This is a genomic window from Mycobacterium paragordonae (assembly GCF_003614435.1).
GTDB lineage: Bacteria > Actinomycetota > Actinomycetes > Mycobacteriales > Mycobacteriaceae > Mycobacterium > Mycobacterium paragordonae.
In genome coordinates this window covers 1,378,281-1,395,945 of the sequence record NZ_CP025546.1, presented here as the reverse complement: position 1 = coordinate 1,395,945, position 17,665 = coordinate 1,378,281, and the positions used below count along the sequence as shown (strand labels likewise).

The window sequence follows — 17,665 nt, the reverse complement described above, 5'->3', positions numbered from 1 at the left end:
GTTGGTGCGATGCCTCCACCCGCCCCGCCGGCGCTGACCGTTCGATACGACGGGTCGGAGCGCACGTTCGCGGCGGGCCACGACGTGGTCGTCGGTCGCGACCTGCGCGCCGACATGCGCATAACCCATCCGTTGATCTCGCGCGCCCATTTGTTGCTGCGCTTCGATCAGGGCCGCTGGCTGGCTATCGACAACAACTCGCTCAACGGCACCTACGCCAACGGTCGCCGGGTACCCGTCGTCGACATCAGCGACGGCCAGACGGTCAATATCGGCAACCCGGACGGGCCGCTGCTCATCTTCGAGGTCGGGCGGCACCGCGGCCCGGCCGGACGCCCGCCGCAAACCGAATCGCTGCCGGTCCTGCAGCCGTCGGGCCCGGCCGGCCCGTCCGGTCCCATGCCACCCGGGCCGGGCCATCCCCCGCCGCCGAGCGGTCGGCAGGCCACCTGGGTGGGACCGCTACCGGGACGGCAAGGTTCCGGAGGTCCGCCACCGCCGCCGCCGGGCCAGCCGCCAGGGCAACCGATGTATCCGAGCAGCGGGGCTCCGTGGTCCCCGCCCGGCTACCCGTCGAGTGGACCACCACCGCACCCGCAGTCGTCGTCACACATACCGCAGGCTCCGCCGACACCGCAGGCACCCATGCGCCAGCCGATGCGCGCCCCGGGCCCGCCCGTCGGCGCCAAGCCGCCGGAGCAGGGCAACATCGCCACCAAGATGTTCCAGGCCCTGCTGGGAACCGGCACCCATGAGAAGCCGGCCGGTTCGGTCACCATCGGCCGTTCGACTGACAACGACATCGTCATTCAGGACGTGCTCGCCTCCCGGCACCACGCGTTCCTCACGCTGACGCCGCTGGGCGCGGAGATTCGTGACAACAGCAGTGTCAACGGCACCTTCGTCAACGGGGTGCGGGTCGGGTCGGCGATCCTGACCGAAGGCGACCTGGTCACCATCGGCAACGTCGACCTGACGTTCACCGGCGGCACCCTGGTCCGCCGCACCGCGGTGGCGTCGCGAACCGGTGGCCTGGAAGTCAATTCGGTGACCTTCACCGTCGAGGGCGGCAAGCAGCTGCTCGACCACATCTCCCTGACCGCCCGGCCGGGCACGCTGACGGCGATCATCGGCGGGTCCGGCGCCGGCAAGTCCACGCTGTCGCGCCTCATCGCCGGCTACACCAGTCCCACCACCGGCAACGTGACCTTCGAAGGCCACGACATTCACTCCGAATACGCCTCCCTGCGCAGCCGGGTCGGCATGGTCCCGCAGGACGACGTGGTGCACCGGCAGCTGACCGTCAACCAGGCGCTCGGCTACGCCGCCGAGCTGCGTCTGCCCCCGGACACCAGCAAGGCTGACCGGGCCCAGGTCGTCGCGCAGGTCCTCGAGGAGCTCGAGCTGACCAAGCACGCCGAGACCAGGGTGGACAAGCTGTCCGGCGGCCAGCGCAAGCGTGCGTCGGTGGCTCTCGAACTGCTCACCGGACCGTCGCTGCTGATCCTCGACGAGCCGACCTCCGGGCTGGACCCGGCGCTGGACCGGCAGGTGATGATGATGCTGCGCCAGCTGGCCGATGCCGGCCGCGTGGTGCTGGTGGTCACCCACTCGGTGTCCTACCTGGACGTGTGCGACCAGATTCTGCTGCTGGCGCCCGGCGGGAAGACCGCGTTCCTGGGCACGCCGGACCAGATCGGTGAGGCGATGGGCACCACCAACTGGGCCGACATCTTCACCAAGGTGGGCGCCGACCCCGACGAGGCGAACCGCCGCTTCCGGGAAGGAAACCGGGAACCGGAGCGGCCGTCGCAAACCAGTCCGGCGGCCGACCTCGGTGAGCCGGTGCACAACAACGGATTCCGGCAGTTCTCCACCATCGCGCGCCGTCAGGTCCGGCTGGTGGTGTCCGACCGGGGCTACACGGTGTTCCTGGCGTTGCTGCCATTCCTGATCGGCGTGCTGACGCTGACCGTGCGCGGCAAGACGGGGTTCGGCATGGCCGACCCGCTCAGCAGCGCGCCCAACCAGCCGGGACAGATCCTGGTCATGCTCAACGTCGGCGCGGTGTTCATGGGTACCGCCCTGACCATTCGCGACCTCGTCGGCGAACGGCCCATCTTCAAGCGGGAGCAGGCCGTCGGCCTGTCCACCGGGGCTTATCTGGCCGCCAAGATCGTGGTGTTCTGCGCGTTCGCGATCATGCAGGCCTTCATCGCGACCACGATCGCGGTAATCGGCTGGGGCAAACCGCTTTCCGGTGCGGTGTTGCTGGGCGACGTGCGATTCGAGCTGTTCGTCACCGTCGCCGCCACCTGTGTGGCGTCGGCGATCCTCGGCATGGCGTTGTCGGCGATCGCCAAGTCGCAGGACCAGATCATGCCGCTGCTGGTCACCGCGATCATGTCTCAGCTGGTGTTCTCCGGCGGGATGATCTGGGTGACCAATCGCACCGGCCTGGACCAACTTTCGTGGGCCACCCCGGCCCGGTGGGGTTACGCGGCGGCGTCGTCAACCATCGACACCCACCGTCTCACTCCCGGTCCGACCGACCCGAAAGACCAGCACTGGAACCACACCGCGAGCGCCTGGTTGTTCGACATGGCCATGCTCGGGCTGTTGTGCATCATCTACAGCAGCATTGTCTGGTGGAAGATCCGGCTGAAGCGCCGTTAGTTCGGGCTTCCGCCGCTTAATCTGTCCGGATGAATACAACCTCACCGGTGCTGACAGTCCGATCCGACCGTTCGCACCGCGAGTTTGCGGCGGGCCCCGATGTTGTCGTCGGCAGCGACCTGCGCGCCGACCTGCGGGTCGCACACCCTCTGATCTCCCGTGCGCACCTGCTGCTGCGGTTCGATCAGGGACGCTGGCTGGCGATCGACAACAATTCGCAGAGCGGCATTTTCGTCAACGGCAAGCGGGTGCCGGGCGTGGACATCCGCGACGGCCAGGCCATCAACCTGGGTCAGCCCGACGGGCCGCGCATCACCTTCGAAGTCGGGCATTACCGCGGCGACGTGGGCGTGTTGCCGCCGACGGAACGGGTGCCGGTGATCACCCCACAGGACGTCACCCGCACCACGGTCATTCCCACGCTCCCGCCCGATGTGGACCGGAGCGCACGCCAGCCCGGCCCCCAGCCGCCGACCCAGGCCGCGCAGCCCAATCTGCAGCCGCCGACCCGGGCCGCGCAGCCCAACGTGCGGCCGCCCGCGCCGGCAGCCCAGGACGAAACGGTGTCCCAGGCCCACGCCGGCACCGTGCGGGTCCCGAGCACCGCAACGGCGGGGCCGGTCGCGTCCGCGCGTATCGGTCGGGCCGCGGACAACGACATCGTCGTCGCCGACGTGCTGGCGTCGCGTCACCACGCACAGTTGTCACCCGGGCCGGCCGGCGCCGAGATCCGCGATCTGAACAGCATCAACGGGACGTTCGTCAACGGCCTCCGGGTGGGATCGGCGATCCTGTCCGAGGGCGACGTGGTCACCATCGGCAATGTAGACCTGGCGTTTGTCGGGGGAATCCTGGTGCGCCGCACCGAAGCCGCGACCCGGACCGGCGGCCTCGAGGTTCGCGACATCATCTTCTCGATCAACAACAACCGGTTGCTGGACAACGTGTCGATGACGGCCCGGCCCGGAACGCTGACCGCGATCATCGGCGGCTCGGGCGCCGGCAAGAGCACCCTGTCGCGGCTGATTGCCGGCAACACCACGCCCAGTTCGGGCGCGGTGACCTTCGAAGGCCACGACATTCATCAGCAGTACGCCTCGCTGCGCAGCCGGATCGGCATGGTGCCGCAGGACGACGTCGTGCACCGGCAGCTGACGGTCAACCAGGCGCTCAGCTACGCGGCGGAGCTGCGCCTGCCACCCGACACCAGCAAAGAGGACCGCGACCAGGTGGTGGCGCAGGTGCTCGACGAGCTCGGCCTCACCAAACACGCCGACACCCGGGTCGACAACCTGTCCGGCGGCCAGCGCAAGCGCGCGTCGGTGGCCCTGGAACTGCTGACCGGCCCCTCGCTGCTGATCCTCGACGAACCCACCTCGGGACTGGACCCCGCACTCGACCTGCAGGTCATGACCATGCTGCGGCAACTCGCCGACGCCGGCCGGGTGGTGCTGGTGGTCACCCACTCCCTGACCTACCTCGACGTCTGCGATCAGGTGCTGCTGATGGCACCCGGCGGCAAGACGGCGTATCTGGGCCCGCCGGGCCAGATCGGCGACGTCATGGGTACCACCAACTGGGCGCACATCTTCGCCAAGGTGGGCGCGGACCCGGACGAGGCGAACCGGCGGTTTTTGGCCCAGAAGCAACCGCCGCCGACCCCCGCCGCCGCCGCGCCGGGCGACCTCGGCGCCCCCGCGCACACCAGCGTGCGTCGCCAGTTCTCCACGATCACCCGCCGCCAGGTCCGGCTGGTGGTCAACGACCGCGCCTACTTCATCTTTCTGGCGATCCTGCCGTTCATCCTCGGTGGCCTGGCCCTGACCGTGCCCGGCAACACCGGGTTCGGAATGGCCTCGCCGACCAGCAATACCCCCGACGAAGCCGCCCAGATCCTGACGCTGCTGTCGATTGCGGCGGTGTTCATGGGCACCGCCCTGACCATCCGCGATCTGATCGGGGAGCGCCCGATCTTCCAGCGCGAACAGGCGGTCGGCCTGTCCACGTGGGCCTACCTCGGCGCCAAGCTCACCGTGTTCATCGTGTTCGCGGTGCTGCAGGCGGCGATCGCCACCGCCATCGTCATCGTGGGCAAGGGTGCTCCAACGCAGAAGGCGCTGGTGCTGGGCAATCCCAGCTTCGAGCTGTTCACCACGGTCGCCGCCACGTGTGTGGCCTCGGCCGTCGTCGGGTTGGTGCTGTCGTCGGTCGCTCGGTCCAACGAGCAGATCATGCCGCTGCTGGTGGTGTCGCTGATGCTGCAACTGGTGCTCGCCGGCGGCATGATCCCGGTGACCGACCGGGTCGGTCTGGATCAGATGTCGTGGGCGATTCCCGCCCGGTGGGGTTACGCCGCATCGGCGGCCACGGTCAATCTGCGCGAGCTGGTACCCGGCTCACTGAGCCCCGAGGACAGCCACTGGACCCATTCACGCCAGGCGTGGCTGTTCGACATGGCGATGCTCGCCGTTCTCTCGGTGGTGTACAGCCTCGTCGTGTGGTGGAGGATCCGGCTCAAGCGGCGCTGACGCCTAGGGTGAAGGGATGACCCGAGCGCAGCAGCCCGTGCTGACCGTTCGGGCCGGTCAGATTCAGCGCACCTTCTCCCCCGGACGCGACGTGATCGTGGGCAGCGACATGGCCGCCGAGGTTCGGGTCGCCCATCCCGTGGTGGCCCGGGCGCATCTGCTGCTGCGCTTCGAACAGGGCAGCTGGATCGCGATCGACAACAATTCACCCAACGGGATCTTCGTGGACGGCAAGCGGGTGCCGCTGGTTGACATCCACGACGGCCTGACGGTCAACCTCGCCCGGCCCGACGGACCGCGCGTCAGCTTCGAGGTCGAGCACCACCAGCACATCGTGGGGCTGATACCGGAGACCGACCGGATTCCGGCCGCCGAACGCCCGCCGCCGCGGCCGAAACCGGCGAGCGGCGCACCGCCGCGGGTCTTCCGGCGGCCGCCGCCGCCCGGCCACCCGCCGAACCCGGTCGCGCTCACTCCGCAAGGACCACCGGCCGCGCATCCCGGGCTGGACGCGCCGACCAACCGGCTGAGCGAGGTGACCACGGTGTCGGAGGTCCCGACCCGCGGCATTAACGTGCTGGGCGCCCCGGACAACCTGGCCGCGCCGGTCGGCCGCACCGCCTGGATCGGGCGCGCGGAGGACTGCGACATCGTCGTCTCCGATGTGCTCGCGTCACGCCGGCACGCCTACCTGGCTCCGACCTCGCTGGGCACCGAGATCCGGGACAACCACAGCATCAACGGAACCTTCGTCAACGGCATCCGGGTGGGCTCGGCGGTACTCAGCGAGGGCGACGTCGTCACCATCGGCAACGTCGACCTGACCTTCAGCGCCGGCACCCTGGTCCGGCGTACCGAGGCCGCCACACAAGCCGGCGGCCTGGAGGTCAGCGAGGTCAGCTTCAGCGTCGACGGCAAGGCGCTGCTGCAGAAGGTGTCGATGACCGCACGGCCGGGCACGCTGACCGCCATCATCGGTGGTTCGGGCGCCGGCAAGACCACCCTGGCCCGCCTGATCGCCGGCTACTCGCGTCCTGATGCCGGGCCCGGGGCCGGCGCGGTGACCTTCGCGGGGCACAACATCCATACCGAGTACGCATCGCTGCGCAGCAGGATCGGCATGGTCCCGCAGGACGACGTCGTGCACCGCCAGCTGACCGTCAACCAGGCGCTGGGCTACGCCGCAGAGCTGCGGTTGCCGCCCGACACCACCAAGGCGGACCGGGCGCAGGTCATCGCCCAGGTGCTCAACGAACTGGGCCTCACCCAGCACGCCGACACCCGTGTCGACCGCCTCTCCGGTGGCCAGCGCAAACGCGCGTCGGTGGCCCTGGAGTTGTTGACCGGGCCGTCGCTGCTGATCCTCGACGAACCCACGTCCGGCCTGGACCCCGCGCTGGACCTGCAGGTCATGACCATGCTGCGGCAACTCGCCGACGCCGGCCGGGTGGTGCTGGTGGTCACCCACTCCCTGACCTACCTCGACGTCTGCGACCAGGTGCTGCTGATGGCCCCCGGCGGCAAGACCGCGTATCTCGGCGCGCCCGATCAGATCGGCGCGGCCATGGGCACCACCAACTGGGCGCACATCTTCGCCAAGGTGGGAGCCGACCCCGACGAGGCCAACCGGCGTTTTCTGGCCCACAGCCGGCCGGTCGTCCCGGCCGCGGCGCAGGCGCCGGGCGAGCTGGGCGCCCCCGCCCACACCAGTGCGGCACGCCAGTTCACGACGATCGCGCGCCGCCAGGTTCGGCTCGTCATCGCCGACCGCGCCTATTTCATCTTTCTGGCGGTACTGCCGTTCATCCTGGGCGCGCTGTCGCTGACGGTCCCCGGCGATCGCGGGTTCGGGTTTGCCGAAGCGACCAGCAACACCCCCGACGAAGCCGCCCAGATACTGAACCTGCTCAGCATCGCGGCGGTCTTCATGGGCACCGCGCTCACCATCCGCGACCTGATCGGCGAACGCCCGATCTTCCGGCGTGAGCAGGCCGTGGGACTGTCGACTTGGGCCTATCTCGGCGCCAAGGTCAGCGTCTTCTGCGCATTCGCGGTCCTGCAGGCCGCGGTCGCCACCGGGATCGTGCTGCTGGGCAAGGGCGCGCCCACCCAGAAGGCGGTGCTGCTGGGCAACCCCAGTTTCGAGTTGTTCGTCAGCATCGCGGCGACGTGTGTGGCCTCGGCGGTCCTCGGTTTGCTGCTGTCGTCCGTCGCCCGGTCCGGTGAGCAGATCATGCCGCTGCTGGTGCTGTCGCTGATGCTGCAGCTGGTGCTGGCCGGCGGCGTGGTGCCGGTGACCAACCGGCCGTTCCTGGACCAGCTGTCCTGGCTGGTGCCGGCCCGGTGGGGTTACGGCGCGTCGGCGGCGACGGTGAACCTACGCGAGCTGGTACCCGGATCGATCAGCCCCGAGGACAGCCACTGGACCCATTCGCGTCCCGCGTGGTTGTTCGACATGGCGATGCTGGCCGCGCTGTCCGTCTTCTACTCCGCGGTGGTGTGGTGGCGGATCCGGTTGCGGCGCTAAGCCTTTTCATATGTTTGTCCGGCCGGCCAGCGGCTATCTGTCACAGGGATGAATGCGGCGGCGCCGCCGGTGCTCACAGTGCGGGCACACGGGGCGGAACATATCTTCACCGCAGGTCACGATGTCATTGTCGGAAGTGATCTGCGGGCTGACGTGTGCGTCGCCCACCCGCTGATCTCCCGCAGGCACCTGCTGCTGCGCTTCGGCGACGGCCGGTGGCGGGCGATCGACTTGTCGCGGCAGGGCACGTTCGTCGCCCGGCGGCGGGCCCGGGTCATCGACATCTGCGACGGCCAGCGCATCAATGTCGGCAACCCGGCCGGACCGTGTCTGACCTTCGGCGTCGGTTGGTCGTCTGACGGCGCGGCGCCGGCGACCGCTACGCTGCCCGGCGTGCGGCAGGCGCGACAAGCCGTGATGGACCCGCCGACAGTGCCGCAGTCCCCGCTGCCCGCCCCATCGAGCCACCCGGCGCCGCGGCCGCAGCCCGTCCTGGCCGACGACCACTGCGCGACGATCGGGCGGGCCGGCGACAACGACATCGTCGTGCCCGACGTGCTGGCCTCGCGTCACCACGCCTTGCTGGTGCCGACGCACCTTGGCACCGAGATTCGGGACTCGCGCAGCGCCAACGGAACTTTCGTCAACGGCGTCCGGGTCGGATCCGCCACCCTGAGCCGGGGTGACGTCGTCACCGTCGGCAGCGTCGACCTGCACTTCACCGGCGACACCCTGGTCCCGCAGACCGCCGCCGGCACCGGCGGCCTTTGAGCTCAGGCGTCCAACCGCAGACCGTGGGCCAGTGCGAACGCCAGCGCCTGCGGGACGTCGATCCTGGCACCGGTCAGCGACGCGCTGGTCCACAGCGTCGGATCGGCATGGGCGCCGCGCAGGTCGGCGTCGTCGAGACGGGCACCCGTGGTGCGGGCGCCGCGCAGATCGGCGCCGCGCAGCACGCACTTGCGCAGGTCGGTCTCGACCAGGCTCGTTTCGCGCAGCCGGCACCCGCTCAGGTCGACACCGCGCAGGTCGTTTCCGCCCAGCACCGCCAGGGTGAAGTCCACCTCGTCGAACGTCGCCGGCCGCAGCCGGCACTGCGCGAACACCGACCCGAGCATGCTGCACTGCGCAAAAGTGCTGTGCCACAACGTTGTTCGGGTAAAAACACAATTACGGAAGGCCGATCCGCGGTGCCGCGACTCGGCCAGGTTCACCCCGCTGAAATCGCACTCGGTGAACACCACGCGTTCGGTGTGCAGCCGGCTGAGGTCCCCGTCCTGAAAATCCCGGAAATCCTCGCCGGTGAACTCGCGGTCAGTCCACTCCAAGTCAGCTGCTCGCCAGGCTGGCCAGCGCGTATTCGCTCACCGCGATCAGCGCGTCGCGGGCCGAGTGACGGTTGCGGGCGTCGACGCTGATCACCGGGATGTGATCCGGCAGGGTCAGCGCCTTGCGCACCTCCCCGACCGGATACCGCGGCGCCCCCTCGAACTCGTTGACCGCGACCACGAACGGCAGCCGGCGATGTTCGAAGAAGTCCACGGCCGCGAAGCTGTCCTGCAGCCGCCGCACGTCGACCAGCACGATCGCGCCGATCGCGCCCCGCACCAGGTCGTCCCACATGAACCAGAACCGGCGCTGGCCCGGCGTCCCGAACAGGTAGAGCACCAGGTCCTCGGCCAGGGTGATGCGGCCGAAATCCATTGCGACGGTGGTCGTGCGCTTGTCCGGGGTGGCCTCGAGCATGTCGACACCCGCCGACGCGTCGGTGACCATCGCCTCGGTCCGCAACGGCATGATCTCCGACACCGCGCCCACGAAGGTGGTCTTGCCCGCGCCGAAGCCGCCCGCGATCACGATCTTCGTCGACGCGGTGTCGTGCACGCCGGGGTCAAAGCGCGCCTCAGAGTGCCCTAAGACCACGCAGGGTCCTTCCTATGAGCTCGTGCCGCTCATCGCGGGTCGAACGGTCGGTCAAGGTCCTGTGCACCCGAAGGTAACCGGCCGTGACCAGATCGCCGACCAGGACGCGCGCAACACCCACCGGTAAATCCAGCCGGGCCGAGATTTCGGCGACCGACGGGCTCGCGGTACACAGTTGCAGGATCTTGCCGCGGGCGTCCCCGGCCGGCCACTCATGCACCAACCCCGCCTGCAGGGTCTGCACCGGCGCCTCCAGCGGCAGTTCGACGTCGGTGCCGGTCCGCCCGGCCGTCAAAGTGTACGGCCGGACCAGATTCGGCTGGCCGCCGGTTACCGCCGGCTCGCGTTCGTCCATTGCGGTCCGGATTCGGCCCGGCGGGCGGACTGCACCACGTTGCCCACCTGTTCGACAAGGATGGCCATCTCGTACCCGATCTGACCGATATCGCACGACGGCATCGCCAGCGTGGCCAGATGCGAGCCGTCACCGACGCGCATCAGCAGCAGGAACCCGTTCTGCATCTCGACCACCGACTGCAGCACCTGTCCGCCCTCGAACAACTGCGCGGCGCCGGTGGCCAGGCTGGCCAGCCCGGAAGCCACCGCGGCCAACTGGTCGGCGCGCTCACGCGGCAGGTGCTCGCTGGCCGCGACGGGCAGCCCGTCGACCGACACCAGCAGCGCGTGCGCCACGCCGGGTACCTCGCGCACGAATTTCGACACCAGCCAGTCCAGTGGGCTGTACGACGATTGGACGGTCATTGCTCGCCTTCCCCGGTGTCGCGGGCGTGTGAGCGGGCCGAGCGCACACCGCTGAAATGGCTGGCGATCGAGGTGCGGACCGCATTGGGGTCGCGGGCGTGGAATCCGCCGTTGGGGGCGGCCGGCTCGTCGGCCTCCGCGGCGCCGGGCACCAGACGAGCCCCCGGCGTGCGCATCGGCAGCCCGTGCTCGGTGCGGGACTCCACCGGCGTGTTCTCGGCTTCGGCGGCCGCTGACCAGCCGCGGTCCCACACCGTTTGCCAGTCCAGGTCAGGGCTGTCGACCAGCTGGTGGGGGTCTTGGTCACCCATGATCTCCGACAACATGCGCTGGTAGATGACGTCGTCGTCCTGCGGGCCCGACGGGGTGAGGTCAGGCGGCTCGGGTTTGGCGGCAGGCGGTTGCGCGGCGGCCGGACGCCGTGCGAAGAACGCCGACGTGTCCGACGCGCCGGACTGGGCGGGCTGCGCAGCGGGCGCCTGTGCCGGTGCGGAGCCCTTCTCCCACCACGGCGTGGGCAGCGGGCGCTTGGACTGCGCCTGCTCGGGGGCCTCGGCCGCCGGGGTCTCGGTGATACCGCTGGATCCGGGGCTGCGGCGCGGCAGGGAGGTGACCGACGTTCCGGTCTCGACGACCGGTAGGGCAGGCCCGCTGGGGTCCGGCTCGGGGGGCCGCACGGCGAAGAACTGCCGCTGCGGGGGTTGCTGCTGCTGTTGGCCCTCGACCAGCACGGCGAGCGGCAGGTAGACCTCCGCCGTCGTCCCGGAGCCGGCCTCGCCCGTCGCCGGTCCCCGCAACCCGACCCGCAGACCGTGGCGCGCCGCGAGCCGGCCCACCACGAACAGCCCCATGTGCCGGGCGTTCTCCGGGGTGACCTCTCCCCCGGCCTGCAACCGCATGTTGGCCATCCGCCGGTCGGACTCGGTCATGCCCAGCCCGGCGTCGGCGATGCGGAGCAGCACCCCGCCCTCGCTGCCCCGCACGGCGGACACCTTCACCGGGGTGGTCGGCGGCGAATAGCGCAGTGCGTTGTCGATCAGCTCCGCGAGCAGGTGGATGATGCCGCCGGCGGCTCCGCCGAGCACCGTGCAGTCGGCCACCGCGCTGATCTCGACCCGGCGGTAATCCTCGACCTCCGACACCGCGGCGTTGACCACCGTCGCCAGCGGAACCGGTTCGCGCTGGTCACGCCCGATCTGGGCGCCGGCGAGAACGAGCAGGTTGGCGCTGTTGCGGCGCAGCCGGGCCGCCAGGTGGTCCAGCCGGAACAGGTTGTCCAGCCGCTCGGGGTCCTCTTCGTTGCGCTCCAGCCGGTCGATCAGCGACAGCTGCTGGTCGACCAGGGACCGGCTGCGACGCGACATGGTCTCGAACATGTCGTTGACGAGCAGCCGCAGCCGCGCCTCGTCGCCCGCCAGCAGCAGCGCCTGGGTGTGCAGTTCGTCGACGGCGTGCGCGACCTGCCCGATCTCCTCGGTGGTGTACACCGCCAGCGGCTGCGGGACGGGCTCGGCGCCGCCCCGGACCCGGTCGATCTCGCCCTCGAGGTCGGTGTGCGCGACCTTCAGAGCCCCGTCCCGCAGCACCCGCAGCGGCTTGATCAGGGCGCGCGCCACCAGCAGCACGACCGCCAGGGCCAGCCCGATGGCGACCAGCACCAGCACGGCGTCGCGGACGGCCGCGTCGCGCCGCGCCGTCGCCTGGTTCTGCACCGAGTTGGTCACCGATGCGGTGGCGTCGTTGATGATCTGCTCGGCGATGCCCTGGGTGGTGTGGATCGAGCGCAGCAGGTCGGCGTTGTCCACCAGCGTGCTGTCCGGGTCGGACATGATCGCCATCCGGGCCACCATCTGCTGCTGCAGGTCTTTGGCGGCCGGTGAGCCGGTGCCCAGCACCTCGCTCATCCCGAACAGGGTCGATGGCTCGGTGCCGGCCAGGGTGATCATCGCGGTGCGCAGCTGGGGATCGGGCAGGTCGGCCCCGCGGGTCACCAGGATCTCCTGCATGGTCATCTGCCCGCGTGCCCCGACGGCCCGGCTCAGGCCCTCCGCCTGCGCGCGGATCTGCTCGCTGTCGACGTGCACCGACGCGTTGATCGCGTCCTCGGCGGTCAGCAGCAGCGGGGCGTAGGTGGTGATCCGGTCCCGCAGACCGATGCTGTTATCGAGCACCTTGTCCAGCAGCGACTGCCCACCGTTGAGCAGGGTGTTGACTCCGGAGCGGACGTCGGGGATCACGTCGGTGTCGGCCAGGCGGGTCTGCAACTCGTACTTGCGGGCGGAGAAGTTCTTCTTGGCCCCCTCCACGTCGCGGCCGGTGGAGCTGGCGAGCAGGGCGACGTCGAGCGCGGACATGTATTTGGTGATGGTCGGAATCAGGTTCGTGCGGGCCGCGGCCAGGCGCAGGTCGCCGGAGGTGGACATCTCCGACTGCACGCGCAGCGCGCCGAACGTCGTCGCGAGCAGCAGCGGCACCAGGGCGATCGCGAGCACCTTCCAGCGCACCGGCCAGTTGCTCAGCGACCAGCGCGGCGGGCGCTTGGCCGGCTTGGGCTGGCTGGCGGGCGGCGGGACGGGAGGAGCCGCCGCGACCTGATTGGTCGGGCGGGCGAACATGGTCACGTGCTGGCGGCCGGGCCGGCCGCACCCTTCGGTGGCGTCGCGCGAAACGAGAGACTCATGAGACTTCCTGCTGCTTTATTCGCCGGCAGATGGCCGCGGGCGTGAAATGCCTGGCAATTCGACGAGTATGACAGCCGCCAGCCGGGGTCTCCACAATTGTTACTGAGTAGATAAGGTTCGCCGCAACTGGACCGTGCAGCCAGGTCACGGTCCGGCAAACTCAGGCGGGGTAGTCGGCCACCGTCTTCTTGATCACGGCGCCGACCTCGGAGGCGAGCAGGAACCGCTGCGCGACCAGCGCCTGCGCGGCGGCGGCCACGGCGGCGGCGTAGTCGTCGCGGGTGGCGTAGCGCTCGGCCACCGACGGCCGCCCCGGCGGGAAGGCCAGCTTGCTGCCGATGCGCTCGTACATCACGTCGGGCAGGTCCGCGGCGAACCGGCGGGCATTCCAGCCGGTGTAGGTGGCCAGCGGCGCCGCGACGGCGGGCAGCCGGATCCCGGCCAATTCGTTGCCGTCCTCGTCGACCGCTGACACCAGGTCGACGTGTCCCGACGAGGGCAACCAGGCGGGTGCCGGCGTGTTCGCGTAGCCGAAGCCGGACAGCACCTCCTTGCGGGCCACCGCGGTGCCGTCGGCGGTCCGGGGCACCTGGCTGGCCGGCGGTTCGATCCCGTCGGCAACCCACTCCTCCAGGGCGATCAGCAGGGCCCGGGCGACCGGCGTGACGTCGAGGTGGTGCACCGGGTTGGCGGCGGGCAGCGCGTCCTTGATCTTGCTGCTGCCGAAGTGGTCGGTGCCGGCCAGCAGGTAGGTACGGACGTCGGCCTCCTCGGGCAGGTCGGCGCCGGTCTGCGGGTCGACGTGCACCAGCGCGCCGTCGCCCTGCCAGTACTCGGTGGCGCTGTTGATGAAGATCGTCTTGGGCACGCCGCCCAGTTCGCGCTGCGCGGCGAGCAGGTCAGCGCTGCCGAACGGGCCCTCGGCGCCGCTTCTGCCCGGGGTGGAGGGCTGCGCGTAGCGGTGGTTGAACTCGCCGCGGTTGGCGCTGGCGAAGTCGCTGAAGACGCCGTCGAAAACCTGCATCCCGGACTCGTCGATGTTCAGTCCGTCGGACAGGAACTGGCGCAGCAGCCGGCCGGCCTGGGAGACGCCGTAGGCGAAGGTGTGCTCGACGGCCAGGTCGGCGTCGGCGCGCAGGTGCGACACCACATCGCGGATCGCCAGCAAACCGCAACCTGCGACCGGGGCCAGCGCGCTGCGGTACACCAGCTCGTACCAGTGGAACGGCTGGAAGCCGCCGTCCAGGGCGACGTGGGTCTCGTCGGTGAAGCGCCACTTGTCGCGGGCGATGGTGGTGGGCTCGGCGTCGGGTGCGGTGCGGACGGTCAGCACGGCGGCCGGGTCCTCGACGTCGGCGGTCGGGTAGGCGGTGAAGGTGAACAGCGCCTCGGCGCCGGGGATCGACTCGATTTCGGGTGCCGTGAAGCTGAGCGGGTGGTCGTCGCGGACAGCGTCGGAGCGCCACTCCAGGCGCATGAAGCCGGGTTCCACGTCGGCCTGCGGCGCGCTCAGGCCGAGGATCGCCGGGCCGCGCTGCACGTCCCACTGCCAGCCGCAGGAGGCGATGGTCCAGCCGCGGTCCAGCAGGAATCCGTTCTTCAACCAGGGCGCGTTGGTTGGGACGCCGCGGTTGGGTACCACGAACAGCAGCTTGCCGTTGCCGCCGCCGACCGGGCGCAGCAGGCGCAGGTCGGCGTCGAAGCGGACCAGCCCGTCGGCGTCCCGGGGCGCCAGCCGCAGGTCGGCGATGCGCAGGTTCGCCTGGTACTCGGGGTCGACGGCGAAGGTGACCGTCGCCTCCACGTTCTCGTAGCGGTTGTCGGCGTGCGGGTAGACGTTGTGCACCTGAACTGACTCGACTGACATCTCGGCTCCTCCCCGGTGGGTCTGACCCAAGATTTCTGCAGAGCCCTTGGCGAGTTCTTGAAGACGGCTTGGCGCCGACGCCAAGAAAGGCGCAAGGATTTCGCAAGCCGCGCAGTCGACTTCGCGGGCGACAGGCGTTTTGCCATGATCGACGCATGTTCCGGCTGCTCTTCTATTCCCCGCGCATAGCGCCGAACACCGGCAACGCCATCCGCACCGCCGCGGCGACCGGCTGCGAGCTGCACCTGGTGGAACCCCTGGGCTTCGATCTGTCCGAACCCAAACTCCGACGGGCCGGACTGGACTATCACGACCTGGCGTCGGTCACCGTGCACGAATCTCTGCAGCGGGCGTGGCAGGCGCTGGCGCCGGCCCGGGTGTTCGCGTTCACCGCGCAGGCCACTTCGCGCTTCGCCGACATCGCCTACGCACCGGGTGACGTGCTGATGTTCGGACCCGAGCCCACCGGGCTGGACGCGAGCACGCTGGCCGACCCGCACATCACCGCGCAGGTGCGGATCCCGATGCTGGCCGGTCGCCGCTCACTGAATCTGTCGAACGCCGCGGCCGTCGCCGTCTACGAGGCTTGGCGCCAGCAGGGATACGACGGCGCGGTCTAGCCGGAGCTAAACGCTGACCGGTGTCGAAAGTCGCGGAGCGCCCCGCTCGCGGCTCCGTAGCGCCAGACAGCAAAGACCAGTAGCTAGTCGGCCTCCGGCGACACCGTTCACCTGTGAAACAGCTGGGGGCTGAATGGAAAACCGAACAGCTGCATTCGCCATGCGCTACGAATGTAACCGTTTCGCTTTGCAGACCCGGGAGGAAGACGATGTCATACGTGATGGTGCTCCCCGAGGGGGTGGGGGCGGCAGCGGCGAACGTGGCTGAGTTCGGCTGGGCACTGCGTACCGCGAATTCGTCCGCAGCCGCTGCGACGACGAATTTGCTGGCCGCCGGCGGCGACGAGGTGTCGGCGGCCGTGGCGTCGTTGTTTTCCGGTTATGCCCAGTCCTATCAGCAGATCGCCGGGCAAATGACAACGTTTCACGATCAGTTTGCGCAGACGCTGAGCACCAGCGCGGGCGCTTATCCCACCGTCGAGGCGGCCAACGCCTCCCCGTTGCAGGCGCTGGCGCAGAACGCACTGAACCTGGTCAATGCGCCCACCCAGACGCTGCTCGGGCGGCCGTTGATCGGGGACGGTGCAGCCGGCACCGCAATCAATCCCAACGGGCAAGCCGGCGGTTTGCTATACGGCAACGGTGGTGCCGGTTATAACAACAGTGCCGCCGCCGGAATTGCGGGCGGTAACGGCGGTGCGGCGGGGTTAATCGGTAACGGCGGCATGGGCGGAAACGGCGGTGCAGGTGCGGACGGCGGGACCGGCGGGGCCGGCGGCTGGTTATACGGCAGCGGCGGTAGCGGCGGCGCCGGTGGAAACGCTGTCGTCGCCGGCGGCGCGGGGGGTAGCGGAGGCGCCGGGGGCATCGCCGGACTATGGGGTTCCGGGGGTGCCGGCGGCCACGGCGGCAACGGCCTGACCGGCAGCAACGGCGTCAACCCCACCCCCGTCACAAACCCTGCCCTCAACGGCGCCGACGGCATCAGCAATAACGTCGACCCCGCCAGCGGCAATGTCTCCGGCACGAAGGGCGTCGACGGTACGCCCGGGAGCGTCGGCGTCAACGGCGGCGACGGCGGTGCCGGCGGCAACGCCTATATCAACGCCACAACAAGTAATTTCGCCCAGGGAGGCGGTGGCGGCAATGGCGCCACCGGTGGTTATGGCGGCGCAACCGGCGGCGCCGGAGGTGCTGGCGGCACCGCCGCGACCAATCTCTGGGCTATCGCAGGTAACGGCGGTAACGGGGGCGACGGCGGCGCCGGCACCAACGGCCAGTCCGGGGGCGCCGGCGGAGCCGGCGGTGCCGGGGGTCGCGGCGGCTTGCTAATCGGCGACGGCGGCATTGGCGGTGCGGGCGGTAACGGTGCGATCGGCGGCACCGGCGACATCGGCGGTACCGGCGGTATCGGCGGCTTCAACGGCACCGTGGGCGGTAACGGCGCCGCATCCGTCTACTACAACGCTGTCGGGGGTGACGGCGGTAACGGCGGCAGCGGAGGCACCGGCGGCACCGGCGGGCACGGGGGCGCCGGGGGGTCGGGCGGTGCGGGCGGCGCCGGCGGGTGGCTGGTGGGCAGCGGCGGCAGCGGCGGTAACGGCGGCATCGGAGGCACGGGCGGTGCCGGTGGTACCGGTGGCATTGGCGTTGCCGGCACCGCCGGCGCTAACGCCTTCAGCCAAAACTACCTTTCATACGGCGGTGACGGTGGCGACGGCGGAAACGCCGGGCATGGTGGAAATGGCGGGACAGGGGGTGACGGCGGTCACGGCGGCACCGGTGGGCGCGGCGGATTGCTGAGCGGCCAGCTGGGCGCCACAGGGATTGGCGGCGGCGCGGGCACCGGTGGTGGCGGCGGCACCCACGGAACTCCCGGCAACGGCGCCACCGGCGGCCACGGTAACGCCCGAATCGGCTTTCCCGGCATGGATGGCCTCGGCGGTGACGCCTTCAACGGCAGCAACGGGGATGACGGCATGCCGGGCTGATGTTTACCCGGCATCGACGGTGCGCTTCTGACGCAGTAACTGAGGTATGTACACGCCAAATGCAGAAGCAGGCTCGTGCATACGCACGAG

The 17,665-nt window shown here is 70.0% G+C and carries 12 protein-coding genes; 6 read left to right on the top strand and 6 right to left on the bottom strand.

Annotated features, from left to right (window positions below):
* Positions 1–9: 9 nt before the first annotated feature.
* From C0J29_RS06565 to C0J29_RS06550, 4 genes are read left to right on the top strand one after another with little or no spacing between them, the layout of a single operon-like run.
* Positions 10–2,676, top strand: a complete 2,667-nt coding sequence (locus C0J29_RS06565) for an ATP-binding cassette domain-containing protein (protein ID WP_120791820.1) — start codon at positions 10–12, stop codon at positions 2,674–2,676.
* A 29-nt stretch (positions 2,677–2,705) separates the two neighbouring features.
* Entirely contained in the window at positions 2,706–5,204 is a 2,499-nt protein-coding gene (locus tag C0J29_RS06560) for an ATP-binding cassette domain-containing protein (RefSeq protein ID WP_120791819.1), read from the top strand.
* A 16-nt stretch (positions 5,205–5,220) separates the two neighbouring features.
* A complete protein-coding gene (locus C0J29_RS06555; protein ID WP_120791818.1) occupies positions 5,221–7,731 on the top strand; it encodes an ATP-binding cassette domain-containing protein in 2,511 nt (836 codons plus the stop codon).
* A 48-nt stretch (positions 7,732–7,779) separates the two neighbouring features.
* Complete coding sequence (locus C0J29_RS06550; protein WP_120791817.1) at positions 7,780–8,502, top strand: FHA domain-containing protein; 723 nt, start codon at positions 7,780–7,782, stop codon at positions 8,500–8,502.
* Between the two features lie 2 nt (positions 8,503–8,504).
* Here C0J29_RS06550 and C0J29_RS06545 read toward each other — a convergent pair whose 3' ends face one another.
* The 6 genes from C0J29_RS06545 to C0J29_RS06520 all read right to left on the bottom strand — a co-directional run bounded on the left by C0J29_RS06545 (position 8,505) and on the right by C0J29_RS06520 (position 14,964).
* Complete coding sequence (locus tag C0J29_RS06545) at positions 8,505–9,059, bottom strand: pentapeptide repeat-containing protein (protein ID WP_120791816.1); 555 nt, start codon at positions 9,057–9,059, stop codon at positions 8,505–8,507.
* Position 9,060: 1 nt separating this feature from the next.
* Positions 9,061–9,654: a GTP-binding protein gene (locus C0J29_RS06540; protein WP_065162453.1), complete on the bottom strand. Its 594-nt coding sequence runs from the start codon at positions 9,652–9,654 to the stop codon at positions 9,061–9,063.
* Positions 9,635–10,009, bottom strand: a complete 375-nt coding sequence (locus tag C0J29_RS06535; RefSeq protein WP_065162452.1) for a DUF742 domain-containing protein — start codon at positions 10,007–10,009, stop codon at positions 9,635–9,637. Before C0J29_RS06535 ends, C0J29_RS06540 begins: the two co-directional genes overlap by 20 nt.
* A complete protein-coding gene (locus tag C0J29_RS06530) occupies positions 9,985–10,416 on the bottom strand; it encodes a roadblock/LC7 domain-containing protein (protein ID WP_065132317.1) in 432 nt (143 codons plus the stop codon). The genes C0J29_RS06535 and C0J29_RS06530 overlap by 25 nt, the downstream gene beginning before the upstream one ends.
* Positions 10,413–13,037, bottom strand: a complete 2,625-nt coding sequence (locus C0J29_RS06525; RefSeq protein WP_242460368.1) for a sensor histidine kinase — start codon at positions 13,035–13,037, stop codon at positions 10,413–10,415. The genes C0J29_RS06530 and C0J29_RS06525 overlap by 4 nt, the downstream gene beginning before the upstream one ends.
* A 220-nt stretch (positions 13,038–13,257) precedes the next feature.
* Complete coding sequence (locus C0J29_RS06520; RefSeq protein ID WP_120791815.1) at positions 13,258–14,964, bottom strand: alpha/beta hydrolase domain-containing protein; 1,707 nt, start codon at positions 14,962–14,964, stop codon at positions 13,258–13,260.
* Between the two features lie 155 nt (positions 14,965–15,119).
* On the opposite strand from C0J29_RS06520, the gene C0J29_RS06515 reads away from it, so the two are divergent.
* Entirely contained in the window at positions 15,120–15,584 is a 465-nt protein-coding gene (locus C0J29_RS06515) for a tRNA (cytidine(34)-2'-O)-methyltransferase (protein WP_120791814.1), read from the top strand.
* A 209-nt stretch (positions 15,585–15,793) separates the two neighbouring features.
* Complete coding sequence (locus C0J29_RS06510; RefSeq protein ID WP_120791813.1) at positions 15,794–17,575, top strand: PE family protein; 1,782 nt, start codon at positions 15,794–15,796, stop codon at positions 17,573–17,575.
* Positions 17,576–17,665: the final 90 nt, after the last annotated feature.